This window comes from Dyella sp. AtDHG13, from assembly GCF_003201105.1.
Lineage (GTDB): Bacteria > Pseudomonadota > Gammaproteobacteria > Xanthomonadales > Rhodanobacteraceae > Dyella > Dyella jiangningensis_B.
Window position 1 is genome coordinate 83,401 of record NZ_QICJ01000014.1, and the last position, 16,189, is coordinate 99,589.

Below are 16,189 nucleotides of genomic sequence, written 5' to 3' on the forward strand. Positions count from 1 at the left end.
GCAGCGGATTTTCCGTTTGAAAATGCGCCTTCCGGTTCCTGATGGCACGGGCGCGCGGTTCCCGATGGCACGGGAACGGTGGTTCCTGATGGCACGACCGCTTCCACAGGCTGTCCACAGGCTGCTGTGGACAAACGAGCCGGAAGGAAAACGAGCAGTTCATGTCCGCCGCGGTCGCGCTCGACATCGAGCCGATAGCCCGGAAGCGGCTGGCGGCGCGCGATGTCGCGCAATTCGAAGGCAAAGCGTTTGAACGGCGAAAGGCTTGCGGACTTGTCGTAGAGATGACGAAAGGCGAACCGCCAACCTGCACGCTGGCGACCGGCATGCTTGCGCACGATGCGATAAAGCCAGCGCTCCAGGCCGCCGGTCAGCCTGAAGTATTCGCGGTCGATCGTGAGCACCAACGCTTCGTCGAGAACAGCTTTGTAGAACCAGTCCGGTACGATGAGATCGATGCCGTCGGCGCGCCCATGCGCATCCGCGCGCTCCGTCCATTCGTTGATCCACGAGAAGCGGTGCGCGCGGCGTTCGTTGGTCTGGCGCAGCGTCGTGGCGACTGTCGTCGATTGAAGGCGGTCGAGGGCCGCTTTCAGCCTGTGATAGTCGCGTGCGCTGTCACCGCGACCGATGAACGAGAGAATCTCATAGGGTGTTGCCGCCATTAGGCGTGAGGTGCGCAGGCCGCTGTCGCGTGCCTGGACGATCTGGGAGGCGGCCCAGATCAGGATATCGGCGTCCCAGATGGTCGCCATGCCGTGCTCCGGCACGGCCTCGACGCGGATGGCAATCTCGCCGCTCCGGTAGTCGATCGGCGTGATGCGATGGGTCTTGGCGAGCGAGAAGAAAGGATAGGCCATGAGGTCCTGGGCGTCGCGCGGCGCGAGATCGCCTGGCAGCGCCCGAAACAGTTCGAGCTGCTCGCGTTCGGAGCGTGAGCGGTGGCGCGACGACATGGCGGTGATCAGCGGCGCGGATGACGCGCCTGCTCGAGCTCGGCAGGCGAATGGCGGCGCGCGGGCAGGACGACGGCTTTGCCAGGGTCGGACGTCGACGCCTTGGCGGCTGCGTCGACCCACTCCTGCAGGTCTTCGACGCGATAGACGACACGTCCGCCAAGTTTCGAATAGCGCGGGCCAGTGCCGTAGATGCGGTGCTTTTCAAGCGTGCGGATGGAAAGACCAACGAAGCGTGCCGCTTCGGGCGTACGCAGGTAGCGTTGCGGCACGCCTGCGAGAGTGGTGGACATGGGATACCTCGGTGATCGTTGGGGCGGCCGTCGGAGGACGGCGGCTACTGGCGATCACGGTGGCGGAGGGGTCTCGGCCAAAATAGTGCGATGTCGGCAGGCAGTGAGATCGCACCGGTCTCAGATGCGGCGCCGGTAAGGATAGAGAACAAGCTGCCGGTAGCCGCCCTTCATCATCTTGAAACCGAGCCGCACGAGACGGCCGGTCTGATCCCGCAGTTCGTGCGAAATCCAGTCACGTTTGGTGATAGGGGCGGTTTCGAAGAGACCAGCCGCGATGTCCGGATATGTCGTTCCGAGCAGGCGTGCATCGAGCGCGCGCAGTGCAAGGATGAAGCGCTTGCGGCGCTCTTGAGTAAGGGCGCCGGCATCCGGTGGCGTTCGACGCCCGCCGAGGCCATGCCAAAGGCGTAACGCGGTAGCGACGCGGATTTCGAAAAGCCGGTCGAGCGGTAGGAGCACAGCGTATGGACCATCCGTGTTGAGGAATTCAACACGGACCGGCGTGCCGCCGAGCGTTAGAGCCCGTGCGGCGGCCGCTCTTGCAATTGCGCTGAGAAGTCTCGGCGGCAAGCTGAGTTCAGGATTGACGAGTTCGTCGGGCGCATCTGTGATGGTGACGACGCGAGGGAGCGCTTTGGCTGTCCATTGAGCGGCCGTTGCGGGGAGGTCGGGCAATTCGGGGGCGAAATCGCACCCCCCAGCGTTCGGCGAACGCAGCCGTCTCGGCATCCAAGGGATTGATAGCGCGGCCACGGCTCCGGTGTGCAAGCCGCCTATGGTCTTCCTGAAATTCGGAGTTCCGGCGCAAGAATTCAAATGCGAAGGCCGGCGCGTCGAGCAACCGCAGTTCCTGGTACGCGTCCGCCGATCGCCAATCGGCAGCACTCATTGTGATGTCTCCTCCAGCGTCCGCTCATGCGCGGATGTGGATAGGAGAATGCACGTTCAGGTGGTGTTCTGAAACCCACAGCAACAGCAGCGCATGCTGCGCGGTCTGCACGGAACTATTTTCTAGTGCGGCGCTCCACCATAGAGAAGATGGCGGTAACCCTTCTCCGTCATCCATCGTGCGCGGGCGAGATGCGTCTCCCAGGCGCGGCGTGCGCGATCGGGTTCCGTCGCCGGGTCGATGCGCAACACGAGCTTTGCGACCTCTTGCCAGTCGGCGCCGTCGGAGTCGGCATCAAGCAGACGGAGATATGTCACGAGGTGGCGCTCGTCATAGCCGGTCAGGATTGCGGCTGTCGGCGCGATATCATCCACTGCTGGATCCCGGGGTGGCGACTGCATCAAAGCTCCTCGACGACACGGTTTCTTAAACGTTAACACATGCTGGTTTCAACGTTTCAAGTTTGCCGACCTTCGCCCTGAAGCCGTTGCAGGCTTTGCCTCGTGAAGCAGCATGATTCCGCGGCCACGGTCGGATTCGACAAAAAGAATCCCCGCCGCCTCCAGCGCGCGGCGAACTTGGTCCCGCGTGCTCTCGTGCGTCGGGAGCCCGCGCTCGGACTCCAGACGTTTGAGGGCGGTCAACGCCACCAGGGCTTTTTCGGCGAGCATCTCTTGCGTCCAATTCAGCAAGGCTCGCGCCGCCCGCACTTGTCGGCCGGTGATCATTCATGATCACCTCCGACAGACGATCTGCGCGCACCAGAAAAACGACTATAATAGTCGTTCTGGGTCGTCGCAACGGTGCGCCGAGGCCATATTTGGCCTCTGGAGCGGGTGGGCGGGGTGCGGGGTGATTCGGGTCAGACCGGGACGGTTGTGAGATGCTCGGGGGCGATCCGACGCACCGCCTAGCACGGTTGTCAGGTCTGGTCGCCGCGGTTCTTGGCAGCCAGAAGACGCTGGATACGGTCCAGCACGAGGCGGTGATCATAAGGTTTCGATATGGCCGGCCCGTCCTGACAAAGATCCGCAGCTTTCTCGACAGAGCTCGTAATCGTTCCGGCGAGGATTACGCGTGGACCTGGGGCGCGATCGCGTATCCAATGCGCGAGAGCGAATCCGCTTTGGTCTTCGGCGCCGACATCGATAAGCACGACGTCAATGAGACGAGCCGTGTTGTTCAATACCGCTTTGGCTTCCACAGAATTGGTGGCTTCCAGCACTTGATAACCGCACTCGCGGAGATATTCGGCGAGCGGTGTGCGGACCAGGACGTCGCTGTCGACAATAAGGATGCGTGTGTCGCTCACGCGAGCGTTCCCGGCGGCGCGACGCCCAAAGTTACAAAAAACCAATGCCACTGTCTGTGTGATGTCATATGGCTTCGCGATAAAGCGCCCGGGCATCGTCTCGCTGTTCAAGTGATCGTTTCCGGACGTGAGGATCACTGGGACGGTCGGAAAATCTGCGCGGACTCGCTCGGCGAGCTGCAGGCCGTTGAGGGAGCCAGGCATCTGGATATCGGAGAACATAAGATCGACCTTGCCGCCGGCCACGAGATAATCGAGCGCCTGGTCAGCGGAGTTGGCCTCGATGACGGCAGCAGCCTGCTGTTCGCAACTCGTCGGCGATGAGTGCGCGCACAAGGACTTCATCCTCGACAACGAGCACATGAGGTTTCTCGCGATCCAACGCCGGCTCAGGCAACACTTTGATGCCCTCCTATTGAGCGAAAACGGAGGGCTTGCTGTGGCGTTCCTTGCGAGGACGATAATAGTTGCTTTTTCGGCGACTGTGGTGGTCGTCGGCGGAATTGGGTGAGACCGGGATTAGGGGGCGCCGGTGCGGTGCGAGGTTTCCTGCTGAGAACCTCTTGCTCCTCTAGTCACTAGAGGATTTAGGGTCTCCTTCCAGCTTGGTGAAGGAAGGAGTTCTTTGCGATGGAGCGAACCGAAGGCAATGGCATGTTGTGCCCCGTCTGCCGTGTCGATTTCGTGATCAGCGAACGGCAGAACATCGAGATCGACTACTGCCCGAAATGCCGCGGGGTATGGTTGGACCGTGGTGAGCTTGACAAGATCATTGAGCGGAGCGCGGCCGAGACCTCTCAGGTTTCCCAGCAGAGGTCTTCCGCACCACCTTCGTCCTCAGAGGCACCGAGCGCGCCGGGGCCGTGGGGCGGATATGATCAGCACGGCGGTCATGGTGGCCACGGGTCACGTGATGGCCACGGCAGCCGCGGTGGTCACGGACGCGGCTTCCTCGGTCGGCTATTCGACTGACGCCAACAACAACAAGAGCAACGAACAAACAATAAGGTGCTTGGGGTGGCCTCAGCTTGGCAATTCACCTTGATCCCGGCTGCGGCCGCAATGATCGGTGCCGTGATTGCGGTGAACGCGCGGCCGAAAGCAACTTTGGTCAGCGCGATCCAACATTTTGCTGCCGGCGTTGTATTCGCGGCGGCGGCTGGCGAGATCCTGCCCGATGTCATGCATCGAGGCTCGCCCTGGGCGACGGCGATCGGTGGCGCGATCGGCGTCGTCACGATGCTGCTGGTAAAACAGTTGGAAGAGTGGGCGAAAGGGCCAGCGGGCCTGTTGACGGCAATTGCCGTCGATATTCTGATCGACGGTCTGGTGCTTGGGATCGGATTCGCGGCGAGCCCAAAAGTTGGCATTCTGTTGACGATTGCCTTGACGATCGAGATTCTGTTTCTCGGCCTTACTGTGGCGACGGAGCTCGGAGAGAGTGTTCGCTCCAAAGCCAGAATCGTCGGAATAACGGCCGGGCTGATCATCCTGCTGCCTGTCGGCGCTTTACTCGGGGCTCCGGTCGCGTTGCTGCCCGGTCCGATTCTGACCGGTTTCTTTGCATTCGGACTGGTCGCTCTTCTCTACCTTGTGACCGAGGAATTGCTGATCGAAGCTCATGAAACGCCCGATCGGCCGTGGGTGACAGCGATGTTCTTCTTCGGCTTCTTGGCGCTTTTGCTTGTTGAGGAGGCGATCGGCTGATTGTGCGGGTGCATGCATTGGCCATGGTCAGCTAGCACCTCGATGACACGACACTCCGCCAGGCGTCCGTGACTGCAACCTTCGATCATCACCTCAAGCTCGGCCTTGAGCGCGCCTAGGCTCGCAATGCGCTGCTCGACCTCGACAAGGCGGGCTTTCGCGATTGCATCCGCCGTCGCGCAAGACTGATTGGGCTGATCCTGCAAGGTCAGCAAGGTCCGTATCGCTGGGATCTCGAACCCCAATTCGCGAGCGTGGCGAATGAACATCAGCCGGTGAAGATCGCGCGTATCGTACGTGCGACGATTGCCTTCGGTTCGGGGTGGGGCCGGCAGCAAGTCGATCTGCTCGTAATAGCGGATCGTCGGTACTTTCACGCCGCTGTGTCTGGCTGCCTCGCCGATGGAGATGTGGCGCACGACGGTCACTCCTCTAGTCACTAGAGGAATTGGCGATTGCGTACGAAAAATCAAGGGCTGCCAGTGGTGAGCTCTTTCTCGCCGGGCTCTGCCCAGCCGCGAGATTGACAGCGCGCCGTGCGCATTTTCTATCCCGCAGCGGATCTTTGCCCTTGCTCCTCTAGCGACTAGAGGACGTAGCGCTATGGCTGAATCGAGGATTTGGTCATGACGAAGCATTCGCAACAGAGCCGCTATCGGGTCGATGGCATGGACTGCGCTTCATGTGCGGCAAAGATCGACACGGCGGTGCGCCGCGTGCCGGGTGTCGAAGATGTCTCCGTGTCGGCCACCGCCGGCACGATGACCGTGCGCCACGGTGACGATGAGGCAGTTGGTCCGGCGATCACGAAGACGGTGACCGGACTGGGATCGTGCGGCCCGGCGACCGCATTCCTGCGGACGGCTTGATCGTATCGGGTGAAAGCGCGATCGATGAGGCGCCCGTCACCGGCGAAAGCACGCCCGTCCGTAAGGGCGTAGACGCTATCGTCTTCGCTGGCACCGTTAATGGCGAAGCGGCGCTGCGCATCCGCGTGACGGCCGCCGCTGCCGACAACACCATCGCCCGCGTTGTGAAGCTGGTCGAGGAAGCGCAGGAGAGCAAGGCTCCAACCGAGCGCTTCATCGACCGGTTTTCGCGCTACTATACGCCAGGCGTCGTCGTGGTCGCCGCTTTGGTCGCCGTCATACCGCCGCTGCTGTTTGGCGGCGCCTGGAGCGAATGGATCTACAAGGGCCTTGCCATCCTGCTGATCGGATGTCCGTGCGCGCTGGTGATCTCGACCCCGGCGGCGATCGCAGCGTCGTTGTCGGCCGGTGCCCGGCGCGGCTTGTTGTTGAAGGGCGGCGCCGTTCTGGAAAAGATCGGAACGATTACCGCTGCCGCCTTCGACAAGACTGGCACGTTGACAGAAGGCAAGCCGCAAGTGACCGACATTGTCGGCTTCGGCCGGCCGGAGGCAGAGGTGCTGAGGCTCGCCGCGGCGCTTGAAACCGGCTCAAACCATCCGCTCGCTAGGGCGATTCTGGAGCGCGCGGCGAGTGATAATGCTGCCGTGCCCCAGATCACCGACGCCAAGGCGATCGGTGGAAAGGGGATCACCGGGACGGTCGACGGCAGCGAGGTGTTCTTCGGCTCACCGCACGCAGCGGGCGATCGCACGGCGCTTACGCCCGATCAGATCGCGCGGATCGCTGCCTTCAACGACGACGGAAAGACCGTATCGGTGTTGCTCGCCGATGGACAGGTTGCCGGCGCCATCGCGATGCGGGACGAACCGCGTGTCGACGCCAAGGCCGGTCTGAAAGCGCTGGCTGATGCGGGAATCAAGACCGTGATGCTGACAGGAGATAATCGGCGAACCGCGGACGCGATCGGCAAGCAGCTCGGTATCGAGGTGCACGCCGAATTGCTGCCGCAAGACAAGCAGCGTGTCGTCGGCGAGTTGAAACGCCAGGGCTTCTCAGTGATCAAGGTCGGCGATGGCATCAATGATGCGCCGGCTCTCGCCGCGGCGGATGTCGGCATCGCCATGGGCGGCAGCGCGGACGTGGCTCTCGAAACGGCCGATGCTGCCGTCCTTCACGGAAGGGTGGGGGACGTCTTCGCGATGATCGCCCTATCGAAGCGAACCATGGCCAACATTCGACAGAACATCGCGATCGCGCTCGGACTAAAGGCGGTGTTCCTTGTAACGACCGTCTTCGGCATCACGGGGCTTTGGCCTGCAATCCTCGCCGATACGGGGGCGACGGTGCTTGTGACCATGAACGCGTTGCGCCTGCTCAAGGTCGGGCAAGCTCAGGGTTCCAGAGTTTCGTAAGAGGCCGCCGTCTAATGCTTGCGCGTGCGAACCCCGCCCGGCGCGGCCGGGCGGGGTTGCTGCGAAGGCCTCAGTCGCCGTTCTTGCGGGGCCGCGACCAGATGAGGGTGTAGCCGTCGGCCTCTTCGTCATCGAACAGGTTCGCGTAGATCGGAGCGTTGAAGGAAGGGTCGTCGAGCTTGAGCGAGAGGTAGTCGCGGCCTTCTTCGGAGCGCTTCGACCACGCTGCCCCGATCTCGGCCCGGCCCACATAGACGCGGTGGCTGGGGGCGTTCTCGTTGGAGCGGTTGGTCTCGGCGACGATCCGGACGCCTTTCGTCTGCAAGCTCAGGGTGACGATCTCGCCCTGGAAGTCGCTGCCGACCTTCTTGAAAGAACCGATGTTAGCCATGTCACTTCTCCTTGCTGGTTTCGAGCCCGCGACCACCGCGGCCTCGATGGCGATCGACAGGCCGGGGACGATCGACGACGCACCCGCTCGCGGGCCGGAGCGCAGCGGAGGATGACGGCGGTGAGACTTTCTTGCCTCGCGAGGAATGGGCTTTAGCCCAGGGGAAGAAAGTCGAGCCGACGGCGTTGCGGCTCAGGCGATCGAGGCGCAGCCGGTCTTCGGCCAGATCAGGCCATCACGAGGCCAGGTGCGTCCGTGCTCTGAACAGCATCCTCAGGAGGAGACGTGGCGGATATCGGTTCTCTTGCACAAGATGTCGGCGAGTTCAGGCGTAGAGAAAGAAGCCATGGCGTAGAAAAAGGCGGGATCGATAGCCGGGGACTCGCCGCGACTGAACGCCTTCATCCGTCTTTATGTGAGTGCCGGGAGATCGGTGCTGCGGGCTCTGCGCTTCGATAGGCCGGGGCCGTCCTCGTTTCTCAACCGAGACCCGATGGCGCTGGACCGTGCTTCGCGAACCTGTTCGATGACGAAGAGGCCGGCCTCTCAGCCTTCCCGTGTTGCGGCCGTAAGAACCGGCTGCGGCTCATCCGCATTTGCCCCGCCCGGTCGCAGCGGAAGGGGTTCGGCCAACACCGTCATGCGCGCCCAAGCCGTGCAGCCGATGATGATGGCGCCAACCCAAGCGAAGGTCTCCCGCCAGAACAGCGATGGCATGCCGATCTGCGAGAGCCCCAGCACGGCGTGGTAGCCGGCGATCGCGGCCGGGATGGCGAAGGCCGCTGCAATGGCCGCGCGCAGGGGGATCGGCTTGACGAGCGCAAAAGCGACCTGGCCGACGCCCAGCGTCAACGCGCCCACGACGATGCCGATAAGGAGGGCGCCGAGGACGCCCGCGCCGCTGTGGAAGGCGGCCATGCCGGCGGTGAGGCCGACGAAGAAGGGCAGCGCATAAACCGCAAGGGCGAAGATCAGCCAGCAGAACAGGCCGATCCCAAAAATGCTGAGAATGAGTCCGATGACGAGCATGGCGGCGTCTCCGTGACAAAGCGTGTGACGGTCGCGCCTTCCACCACCACCACGGCGCGATCCGAACTATAACGAAAATTGGCCTCGAATGGGAGAGGAAACCCGTCCCACCAGACATCGGCGGTGTCCGCGACCGTGCCAGGGGCCTGACCCGACCGCAGGAGGAACGATGGCGAGACGCTTAGAAAAGCTTGATTTTCCGGTCTCTCAGGTTCGGCGCTACCTTGAGCCTGGGCCAATCGTGATGGTGTCGTTGCGTCATCGCCGGCGCAAACTATAGCTTTTACCTGGTCTGCAAGAGCCGTGAGTGCGTGATCAATCTCCCGACCACGACGTTGATCGACACCGTGGTCGGCGTTGGCAACACGACGGGCGCTGAGGTCGATAAGTTCGAGAGGTTCGGGCTCACGGCGCAATCGGCAACGCGCGTGAAGGCGCCGCTGATTGTCGAGTGTCACGCAAATTTTGAATGCCGTCTTGTCGATGATGCGCTGGTCGACAAATATAATTTCTTCGTTTTCGAAGTGGTGAAGGCGCATGTCGCCAAGTCGCCGAGGCATCCGGAGACGCTGCATTACACCGGCGATGGGGTATTCATGGTCGCCGGCAAGATCATCAGCCGGCGCCGGCTGTTTCGGCCGGAGCTGCTCGATACCTGATGCCGTAAGTGGCGGCGCTTACGCGCCGCCTTCGTCGTGCTTCCAGACCGGAATGCCGAGCTTGCGTGCCTTGTCGGCGAGGTTGTCCTGGATGCCGGTGCCCGGGAAGTGCAGGACGCCGATCGGCAGGACCGCCAGCATCGCGTCGTTGCGCTTGAACGGAGCCGCCTTCGCGTGCTTCGTCCAGTCCGGCTTGAAGGCGATCTGCGGCACGTTGCGATTGCTTGCCCATTTGGCGGCGATGAGCTCCGCGCCTTTCGGCGACCCGCCATGCAGCAACACCATGTCGGGATGCTTGGCGTGGACCTTGTCGAGTCGATCCCAGATCATGCGATGGTCGTTGAAGTCGAGCCCGCCGGTGAGCGCGATCTTCGGACCAGGCGGCAGCATGACCTCGGTCTCGGCCCGACGCTTCGCAGCCAGAAAGTCGCGGCTGTCGATCATCGCTGCGGTGAGCGCGCGATGATTGATCAGCGATCCTGACCGGGGACGCCAGGGTGTGCCGGTGTGCGTCTCGAAGTGTTCGGCGGCCTGGTCGCGGAAGAGCTCCATGCTGTTGCGGCGCTCGATCAGCGTGATGCCCTCGGCCGTCAGGCGTTCGAGCTCGACCGATTTCACTTCCGAGCCGTTCTGCTCGCGCTGGCTGCGCCGCTGCGCCTGTTCGTTATCGTCGAGTTCCCGCTCGATGCGATCGACGGCGCGGTGGAAGAGATTGACCGTTGACCAGAGCAGATCCTCGAGGTCCGGCTCAAGGCGCGTTTCACCCAGAGTCGAGATCAGGGCGTCGAAGATGTCGACGACGGCGCCGGCCACGACATTGCCTTCGGGAAGCGGCCTCGGGTCGGGTTCGCCCTGGAAGGGACGGTAGCCGTAGAGCTGAAGCTCGTTGAGGACGTGATCGGTCGGGGATGAGCTGTGCGGCGGTTCGAAGTCGATGTCGTCATGGTCGGTCGTCATGGTGAGGTCCTTTGCCGGATCGGCCGCGCCCATCGCGGCCTTCGTGGCGATCACTGGACCGGGAGCGGAACGGGCTTGCACCGCGGCGCCCTCGCGCCGCGGCCGAAGCGCAGCGGAGGACCGAAGGGGCCGGCTATTTTGTCTCGCGCTGTAAAGGCGGCTTCGCCGCCGACGGAAAATAGTCGGCCCTTGAGGTTGCTGGACCGGGGCGCTTCTGGTCCGATCGCCCTCTAGAAGGCCAGGGTGCGGACTCTTTCCGGCTTGCGGGGCCTCACCAGGCCAACCATGGCGACACGCGAACCGTCGCCCTTCACCCCGTCTCGGCGGCGTCAACGTTCATGAAGCGCGCGACGTCCTGCGGGATAAGTTCGATCCGCAAGGCTGCTGCCAGCACGTCGACGCCGATGCCGCGCAGATCCTCGTTGAAGTCGCCCCGCCTCGGGGTCCAGGTGATCGCCTCGACCCCGGCCGAGCGGGCCCGCTCGGTCAACGCGATCGCGGCCCCGTCGCCGGCCGCATCGTTGTCGCGAGCGATATAGAGCCGGCGCAGCGTCGGCGGAAGCAACAAGGCGGCGAGGTGATTGGCCGAGAGCGCAGCGGCCATCGGCAAGGTCGGCAACACGCAGCGCAGCGACAGCATGGTCTCAATGCCTTCGCCGGCCGCGAGCACATCGGTGGCCACACCGAAACGGACGGCGTTGCCGAGAAGATCGCCCATCGCGCGCCGTGGCGTATCGATCGGCGCCTTGCCGAGACGGACGAGATCGAAGCCGGCGGGATTGAGCCAGGTGCGGTGCGCGCCGGTGATGCGCCCATCAAGGTCGGTCACACGTGCGATCATCGCTGGCCAAATTTCGGTCGGCGAGTAATCATCCGGGCGATAGTAGCAGCGCGGGTGGAATCGCAACGCGCCGGCTTCGTGCAAAGGCGTAATGCCGCGATTACGGAGATACGTCTCTGCGAGTGTGCGCATCATCGGCTGCGACATCGCAAAGAGCCGCCGTGCGGCCTCCGGCGAGCCAGTCTGCGCAGGTGGTCTGGCCGAGTTTGGCGAAGGCTCCTGTTCGCTGCGCGGCAGGTTCAAGAAGCGGCGCGCTTCGTCAGCAACATCGTGGAAGTCGACGAGGCCGCAGCTCTCGCGGATGATGTCGAGGAGATCGCCGTGTTCGCCTGTTGCGGCATCGGTCCACTTGCCGGCTGGTCCTTTCGATGACTCCTTCAACCGAACGAACATCGATCGACCGGGTGTGTTGCGGGCATCGCCAACCTGCCAATAACGACCTTCGCGGCGGCCATTGGAAAGATAGTGACGGCACACCGTCTCCGCGTCGCGCGCGAGCCGGCGTGCCAGGTCGGAAGCGTCGCGCGGCATCACGCGGCCTCCCGTTCGCCGACGCGCTCGACCGGATAGCGATCGAGCACGCGATTGAGTGTTTCGACGCCGCTCGCATCGGTCGGCACGAACATACGCAGCTTCCAGGAAATGATCTCGTGGAAGAGGCCATAGGCTTTCAGCCGGTCGCGCATCGTGTCGTCGAATCCCGACAGCTCGATGCGGTTGGCGCCCATGACGCGAACACGGCGAAGCTGCAGGCCCTCGGCGAGGTCGAGGATGGTTCGCCCCTCCATCAGCGCGCCGAACGCCATGTCAGGCGTCAGGGTCGGCGTGTCGGCCGCCAGCGCGTTCGCCGCCCAGGCGGCCGAAACCTTGCGGCCAATGATGCGCTCACCCGTATCGGTCTGGAGCCGGTAAACCCGGGTCGACTCGTTCGGCAGCCGCTTCCAGATCGGGAGGAGCAAGCCTGCCACCACATGGATGGTGCTGTCGGTGAAATCGGGAACTTCGCCGAGTTCGACGTGCCAAGCCTCCGCGAAGCGCTCACGGTTGGCCTCCATCCAATGGCTTTCCGCCATTGTCTTCAGCGGAAGGCTGTGATGCTCCATCGGCCGGATCAGCCGTACCCGCCGTTCGATCTCGCCGTCGTCGAGCATGAGGCTCGGCGCCGGGACCTGAACGGCGGCGCGTCCCGACCGCTCGTTGATCAAGAGCACCGCGCGCGGATCGGAGAGACGATCGAAGGCTTCCGCCAGCGTCACCGGAAGGTTGCGTCTGCGGTCGGTGATGGTGAGCAACCGCGTCTCGGCGCCGGTCGCGGGATGGCTGTAAATGACGCTTCGATCCGTGATGACGAAGCTCTCGGCGCGCAGCGTCTCTAGGCCCGCGTCATAGCTGCCGGATGCGATCGCCCCTTCGATGCGGGCGGTGAGCAACTGTTCGAACGCGGTGAAGAGGACGTTCTGCAGGTCGATGGTCAGCGCCAGCAGACGATTGAGGAAGGTGGTAATCGGCGGCAGTTCGTCCTTGATGCCGTTCGCATCCATCAGCTTCAGACCCGTGGAATCCTCGAAGGTCTGAAGCGAGCAGCCTTCGACCTTGCCACGCGCCAGCAGCATGTAGAGCTGACGGAGCGCATCGCGGCCGTAATGACTTTCGAGATTGTCTTCAGGCCGGAACAGGTTCTGGCCGCCGGTCTGACGCTGTCCGCGCGTGATCGCTCCGAGCGTATCGAGACGGCGGGCGATCGTGCTCAGGAAACGCTTTTCGGCCTTCACATTGGTCGCGATCGGGCGGAAGAGCGGTGGCTGCGCCTGGTTGGTGCGGTTCGTGCGACCCAGGCCTTGGATGGCGGCGTCCGCCTTCCATCCGGGTTCGAGGAGGTAGTGAACCCTCAGCCGGTGGTTCCGCGCCGACAGTTCGGCGTGGTAGGAGCGCCCCGTGCCGCCGGCCTCGGAGAACACCAGAATGCGCTTGGCGTCGTCCATGAAAGCCGCGGTTTCTGCAAGGTTCGCCGAAGCCGCGCGGTTCTCGACCATCAGCCGATCGCCCTTGCGGATGACGCGGCGCGAGCGTCCTGTCACTTCGGCGACCATGTCCGTGCCAAAGCGCTGCACGATCTGATCGAGCGCGCCGGGCACAGGCGGCAACGAGGCGAGCTTCTCGATCAGCCGGTCGCGGCGGGTAACCGCTTCGCGGCTTTCGACCGGCTGGCCGTCGCGAAAGACCGGCCGCGACGAGAGATTGCCTTCCGAGTCGGTGAAGGGCTCGTAGAGCTGCACCGGAAAGGAGTGGGCAAGATAGTCCAACACATACTCGCGCGGTGTGATGTCGACCTGGACGTCGCCCCAATCCTCAGTCGGGATCTCCGCGAGCCGGCGCTCCATCAGCGCTTCGCCGGTCGAGACGATCTGGACCACGGATGCGTGGCCGGCCTCGAGATCGCGCTCTATCGAGCGGACCAGCGAGGGCGTCTTCATCGAGGTGAGCAGGTGGCCGAAGAAGCGCTGCTTGGCCGACTCGAACGCCGAGCGCGCAGCGGATTTCGCCTGCGCGTTCAGCGTGCCGCTGTCACCGGTGATGTTGGCGGCCTGCATCGCGGCATCGAGGTTGTTGTGGATGATCGAGAAAGCGCCGGCATAGGTATCGTAGATGCGGATTTGCTCCGGCGTGAGCTCGTGTTCGATCAACTCGTATTCGACGCCCTCATAGGAGAGCGAACGGGCGGCATAGAGGCCGAGTGCGCGAAGGTCGCGCGCCAGGACCTCCATCGCCGCGACACCACCGTCTTCGATCGCCTCGACAAACTCGGCGCGTGTCGCGAACGGAAAGTCCTCACCGCCCCAGAGGCCAAGGCGCTGGGCATATGCAAGATTGTGAACGGTGGTGGCGCCTGTCGCGGAGACGTAGACAACCCGCGCATTCGGCAGCGCGTGCTGCAGCCGTAGGCCGGCGCGCCCCTGCTGCGAGGGTGCCTGGTCGCCGCGTTCGCCCTTGCCGCCCGCGGCATTCTGCATGGCATGAGACTCGTCGAAAATGATCACTCCGTCGAAATCGGCCCCCAACCATTCGACGATCTGCCGGACACGCGAAAGCTTCTCGCCGCGCTCATCGGTGCGTAGCGTCGCGTAGGTCGTAAATAGGATGCCTTCGGCGAGGCGGATCGGCGTGCCCTGGCGGAATCGAGAGAGCGGCGTGACGAGCAGACGTTCCATGCCGAGCGCCGACCAGTCGCGCTGCGCATCCTCGATCAGCTTGTCGGACTTGCTGATCCACAGCGCATGCCGACGACCCTTCAGCCAGTTGTCGAGCAGGATGCCGGCGACTTGGCGGCCCTTGCCGGCGCCGGTGCCATCGCCGAGGAACCAGCCGCGACGGAAGCGTACGGCCGTCTCGGCGTCGTCGCGTGCGGCGGTGACGAGATCGAAGGTTTCGTTCACGGTCCATGCGCCGGCGAGGAAATCGCCGTGCGCTTCGCCGGCGTAAATGACGCTCTCGAGCTGCGCGTCGGATAGCAGGCCGCCCGTGACGAGGTTCACTGGAAGATGCGGCCTATAGGAGGGCTTCGGCGGTGCAACCGACGCCATCGCGGCCGATTGCACGAGTTTGGTCGGATGCGCCTGCGAGCCGGGAATACGGATCGACTGCAATCCGTATTCTTCATAAAGCGCATCGGTGAGGCGGGCGCCCTCGGGCGGCGCCCATTCGAGGATCTCGTAGGAAAGCTCAACGCCTGCAGGCTCCGTAAGCGCGGCGGCCGGTTGCCGCGAGGCGGCGCGGGCGAGATAGCCGCGAACGCTGCGAGGCGTGGCGACGCCGACGGCGGTCGGCGCGGCGAGTGATGTGGCGACCGGGCGGCGCGGGGGAACATGCTTGGTGATCCAGCCGAGCAGCGTGGCGACGTCCGGCGCGATGCCGGCGGACGCCGGAAACTGAGCCGGATCGGACGCGGGCATCTTGTCGATGACCATCAGCCGCGTGTCGATTGTCGTGCCATGCTTCGCGTAGACTGCGCCGTCGACCGCCGCAGTGAAGACGACAGTGCCGCGCTCCTGCAGACGGACGAAGGCGTCGCGCCACGCCGGCGTTTCCGGGCCGAAGTTCGCGCCGGTGATCGCGACAAGCCGCCCGCCGTCGGCGAGACGTGCCAACGCCGAGGCCACATGGCGGTAGGCGGCATCTGCCATCCGGCCACTGACATTCGCCATCGCCGAGAATGGCGGGTTCATCAGGACGACGGTCGGATCGATCGTGGAGCCAAGATGATCGTCGATCTGCGCAGCATCGAACCGCGTCACGGGGACGGCCGGAAAGAGGGAGGAGAGCAACGCGGCGCGGGCCTCGGCCAACTCGTTGAGTGCGAGCGCGCCGCCGGCGATTTCCGCCAGAATGGCGAGAAGGCCGGTGCCTGCTGATGGTTCAAGCACGCGGTCGCCAGGTGTGATGGCGGCGGCACAGAGCGCGGCGAGGCCGAGCGGGATCGGCGTCGAGAATTGCTGGAGCGCCTGGCTCTCCTCTGACCGCCGCGTATGGGTGGGAAGAAGGCTCACGAGCTTCACGAACTGCGGCAGCGCTGCCGACGCAGAACCGGCTTTACGGAAAATCGGCTTGCCGTATTTGCGCAGAAACAGGACGGATGCTGCCTCGCAGGCGTCATAGGCCGTCTTCCAGTCCCAGGCGCCGGACGCGTCGGAGCGGCCGAGGGCTTGCTCCATCGCCGCACGCAAAATGGCGGCGTCGACGCGCCGGCCTTGCTCAAGGTGGGGAAGAAGAAGCTGCGCGGCCTCGGCGAGGCGTGGCGCAGGAGCTACCGTGGGAGTGCACGGGATTGGCGCGGCCGTCGGCTCGGCCGCTGCGGAAGGATGCGACATGGG

Annotated in this window: 15 protein-coding genes and 2 pseudogenes; 5 read left to right on the forward strand and 12 right to left on the reverse strand. The window is 63.9% G+C overall.

The genetic code is table 11. The features are described 5' to 3' along the window. Positions 1 to 176: 176 nt before the first annotated feature. The 6 genes and pseudogenes from BDW41_RS19980 to BDW41_RS20010 form a co-directional block, all read right to left on the reverse strand. Positions 177 to 956 (reverse strand): annotated as a pseudogene (locus BDW41_RS19980) (replication initiator protein A); the annotation flags it as partial. 8 nt (positions 957 to 964) lie between these two features. After that, a complete protein-coding gene (locus BDW41_RS19985; RefSeq protein ID WP_041751092.1) occupies positions 965 to 1,249 on the reverse strand; it encodes a helix-turn-helix domain-containing protein in 285 nt (94 codons plus the stop codon). Positions 1,250 to 1,369: 120 nt separating this feature from the next. Then, positions 1,370 to 1,927 carry a DUF2285 domain-containing protein gene (locus BDW41_RS19990; protein ID WP_074551769.1) on the reverse strand — a complete coding sequence of 186 codons (558 nt, stop codon included), beginning with the start codon at positions 1,925 to 1,927 and terminating at the stop codon, positions 1,370 to 1,372. Between the two features lie 336 nt (positions 1,928 to 2,263). Further along, the gene (locus BDW41_RS20000) at positions 2,264 to 2,542 is read right to left on the reverse strand and encodes a DUF2285 domain-containing protein (RefSeq protein ID WP_012047181.1); all 279 of its coding nucleotides are present in this window, start codon (positions 2,540 to 2,542) and stop codon (positions 2,264 to 2,266) included. 48 nt (positions 2,543 to 2,590) lie between these two features. Next, positions 2,591 to 2,869: a helix-turn-helix transcriptional regulator gene (locus BDW41_RS20005; RefSeq protein ID WP_041751091.1), complete on the reverse strand. Its 279-nt coding sequence runs from the start codon at positions 2,867 to 2,869 to the stop codon at positions 2,591 to 2,593. A 194-nt stretch (positions 2,870 to 3,063) separates the two neighbouring features. Beyond that, positions 3,064 to 3,789: a response regulator gene (locus BDW41_RS20010; protein WP_233496954.1), complete on the reverse strand. Its 726-nt coding sequence runs from the start codon at positions 3,787 to 3,789 to the stop codon at positions 3,064 to 3,066. Positions 3,790 to 4,107: 318 nt separating this feature from the next. Between BDW41_RS20010 and BDW41_RS20015 the strand changes: the two genes are divergently transcribed. Together BDW41_RS20015 and BDW41_RS20020 are read left to right on the forward strand one after the other, a co-directional pair. Beyond that, positions 4,108 to 4,425: a zf-TFIIB domain-containing protein gene (locus BDW41_RS20015; protein ID WP_199535396.1), complete on the forward strand. Its 318-nt coding sequence runs from the start codon at positions 4,108 to 4,110 to the stop codon at positions 4,423 to 4,425. Between the two features lie 45 nt (positions 4,426 to 4,470). After that, complete coding sequence (locus BDW41_RS20020) at positions 4,471 to 5,160, forward strand: transporter (protein ID WP_233496955.1); 690 nt, start codon at positions 4,471 to 4,473, stop codon at positions 5,158 to 5,160. Here BDW41_RS20020 and BDW41_RS20025 read toward each other — a convergent pair. After that, positions 5,073 to 5,579: a helix-turn-helix domain-containing protein gene (locus BDW41_RS20025; RefSeq protein WP_083337771.1), complete on the reverse strand. Its 507-nt coding sequence runs from the start codon at positions 5,577 to 5,579 to the stop codon at positions 5,073 to 5,075. The genes BDW41_RS20020 and BDW41_RS20025 overlap by 88 nt on opposite strands. Positions 5,580 to 5,786: 207 nt before the next feature. Here BDW41_RS20025 and BDW41_RS23605 point away from each other — a divergent pair, with 207 nt between their 5' ends. Together BDW41_RS23605 and BDW41_RS20030 are read left to right on the forward strand one after the other, a co-directional pair. After that, a complete protein-coding gene (locus tag BDW41_RS23605) occupies positions 5,787 to 6,029 on the forward strand; it encodes a heavy metal-associated domain-containing protein (RefSeq protein WP_199535391.1) in 243 nt (80 codons plus the stop codon). Then, positions 5,993 to 7,444, forward strand: a complete 1,452-nt coding sequence (locus tag BDW41_RS20030) for a heavy metal translocating P-type ATPase (RefSeq protein ID WP_233496957.1) — start codon at positions 5,993 to 5,995, stop codon at positions 7,442 to 7,444. The genes BDW41_RS23605 and BDW41_RS20030 overlap by 37 nt, the downstream gene beginning before the upstream one ends. Positions 7,445 to 7,514: 70 nt before the next feature. On the opposite strand, the gene BDW41_RS20035 is transcribed toward BDW41_RS20030, so the two are convergent. Beyond that, positions 7,515 to 7,835, reverse strand: a complete 321-nt coding sequence (locus tag BDW41_RS20035; protein ID WP_041751086.1) for a DUF736 domain-containing protein — start codon at positions 7,833 to 7,835, stop codon at positions 7,515 to 7,517. Between the two features lie 546 nt (positions 7,836 to 8,381). Further along, a complete protein-coding gene (locus BDW41_RS20045; RefSeq protein ID WP_074551672.1) occupies positions 8,382 to 8,864 on the reverse strand; it encodes a hypothetical protein in 483 nt (160 codons plus the stop codon). 169 nt (positions 8,865 to 9,033) lie between these two features. On the opposite strand from BDW41_RS20045, the pseudogene BDW41_RS20050 reads away from it, so the two are divergent. Further along, positions 9,034 to 9,523: pseudogene (locus BDW41_RS20050) on the forward strand (flavin reductase family protein). Positions 9,524 to 9,541: 18 nt separating this feature from the next. Here the strand turns inward: BDW41_RS20050 and BDW41_RS20055 are convergent. From BDW41_RS20055 to BDW41_RS20065, 3 genes are all read right to left on the reverse strand, one after another. Beyond that, positions 9,542 to 10,480 (reverse strand): DUF2493 domain-containing protein, encoded by a 939-nt coding sequence (locus BDW41_RS20055; RefSeq protein ID WP_041751752.1) that lies wholly within the window; start codon positions 10,478 to 10,480, stop codon positions 9,542 to 9,544. Positions 10,481 to 10,790: 310 nt separating this feature from the next. Further along, the gene (locus BDW41_RS20060; RefSeq protein WP_199535392.1) at positions 10,791 to 11,855 is read right to left on the reverse strand and encodes a toprim domain-containing protein; all 1,065 of its coding nucleotides are present in this window, start codon (positions 11,853 to 11,855) and stop codon (positions 10,791 to 10,793) included. After that, positions 11,852 to 16,186, reverse strand: a complete 4,335-nt coding sequence (locus tag BDW41_RS20065; protein WP_110301671.1) for a strawberry notch family protein — start codon at positions 16,184 to 16,186, stop codon at positions 11,852 to 11,854. The genes BDW41_RS20060 and BDW41_RS20065 overlap by 4 nt, the downstream gene beginning before the upstream one ends. Positions 16,187 to 16,189 lie beyond the last annotated feature (3 nt).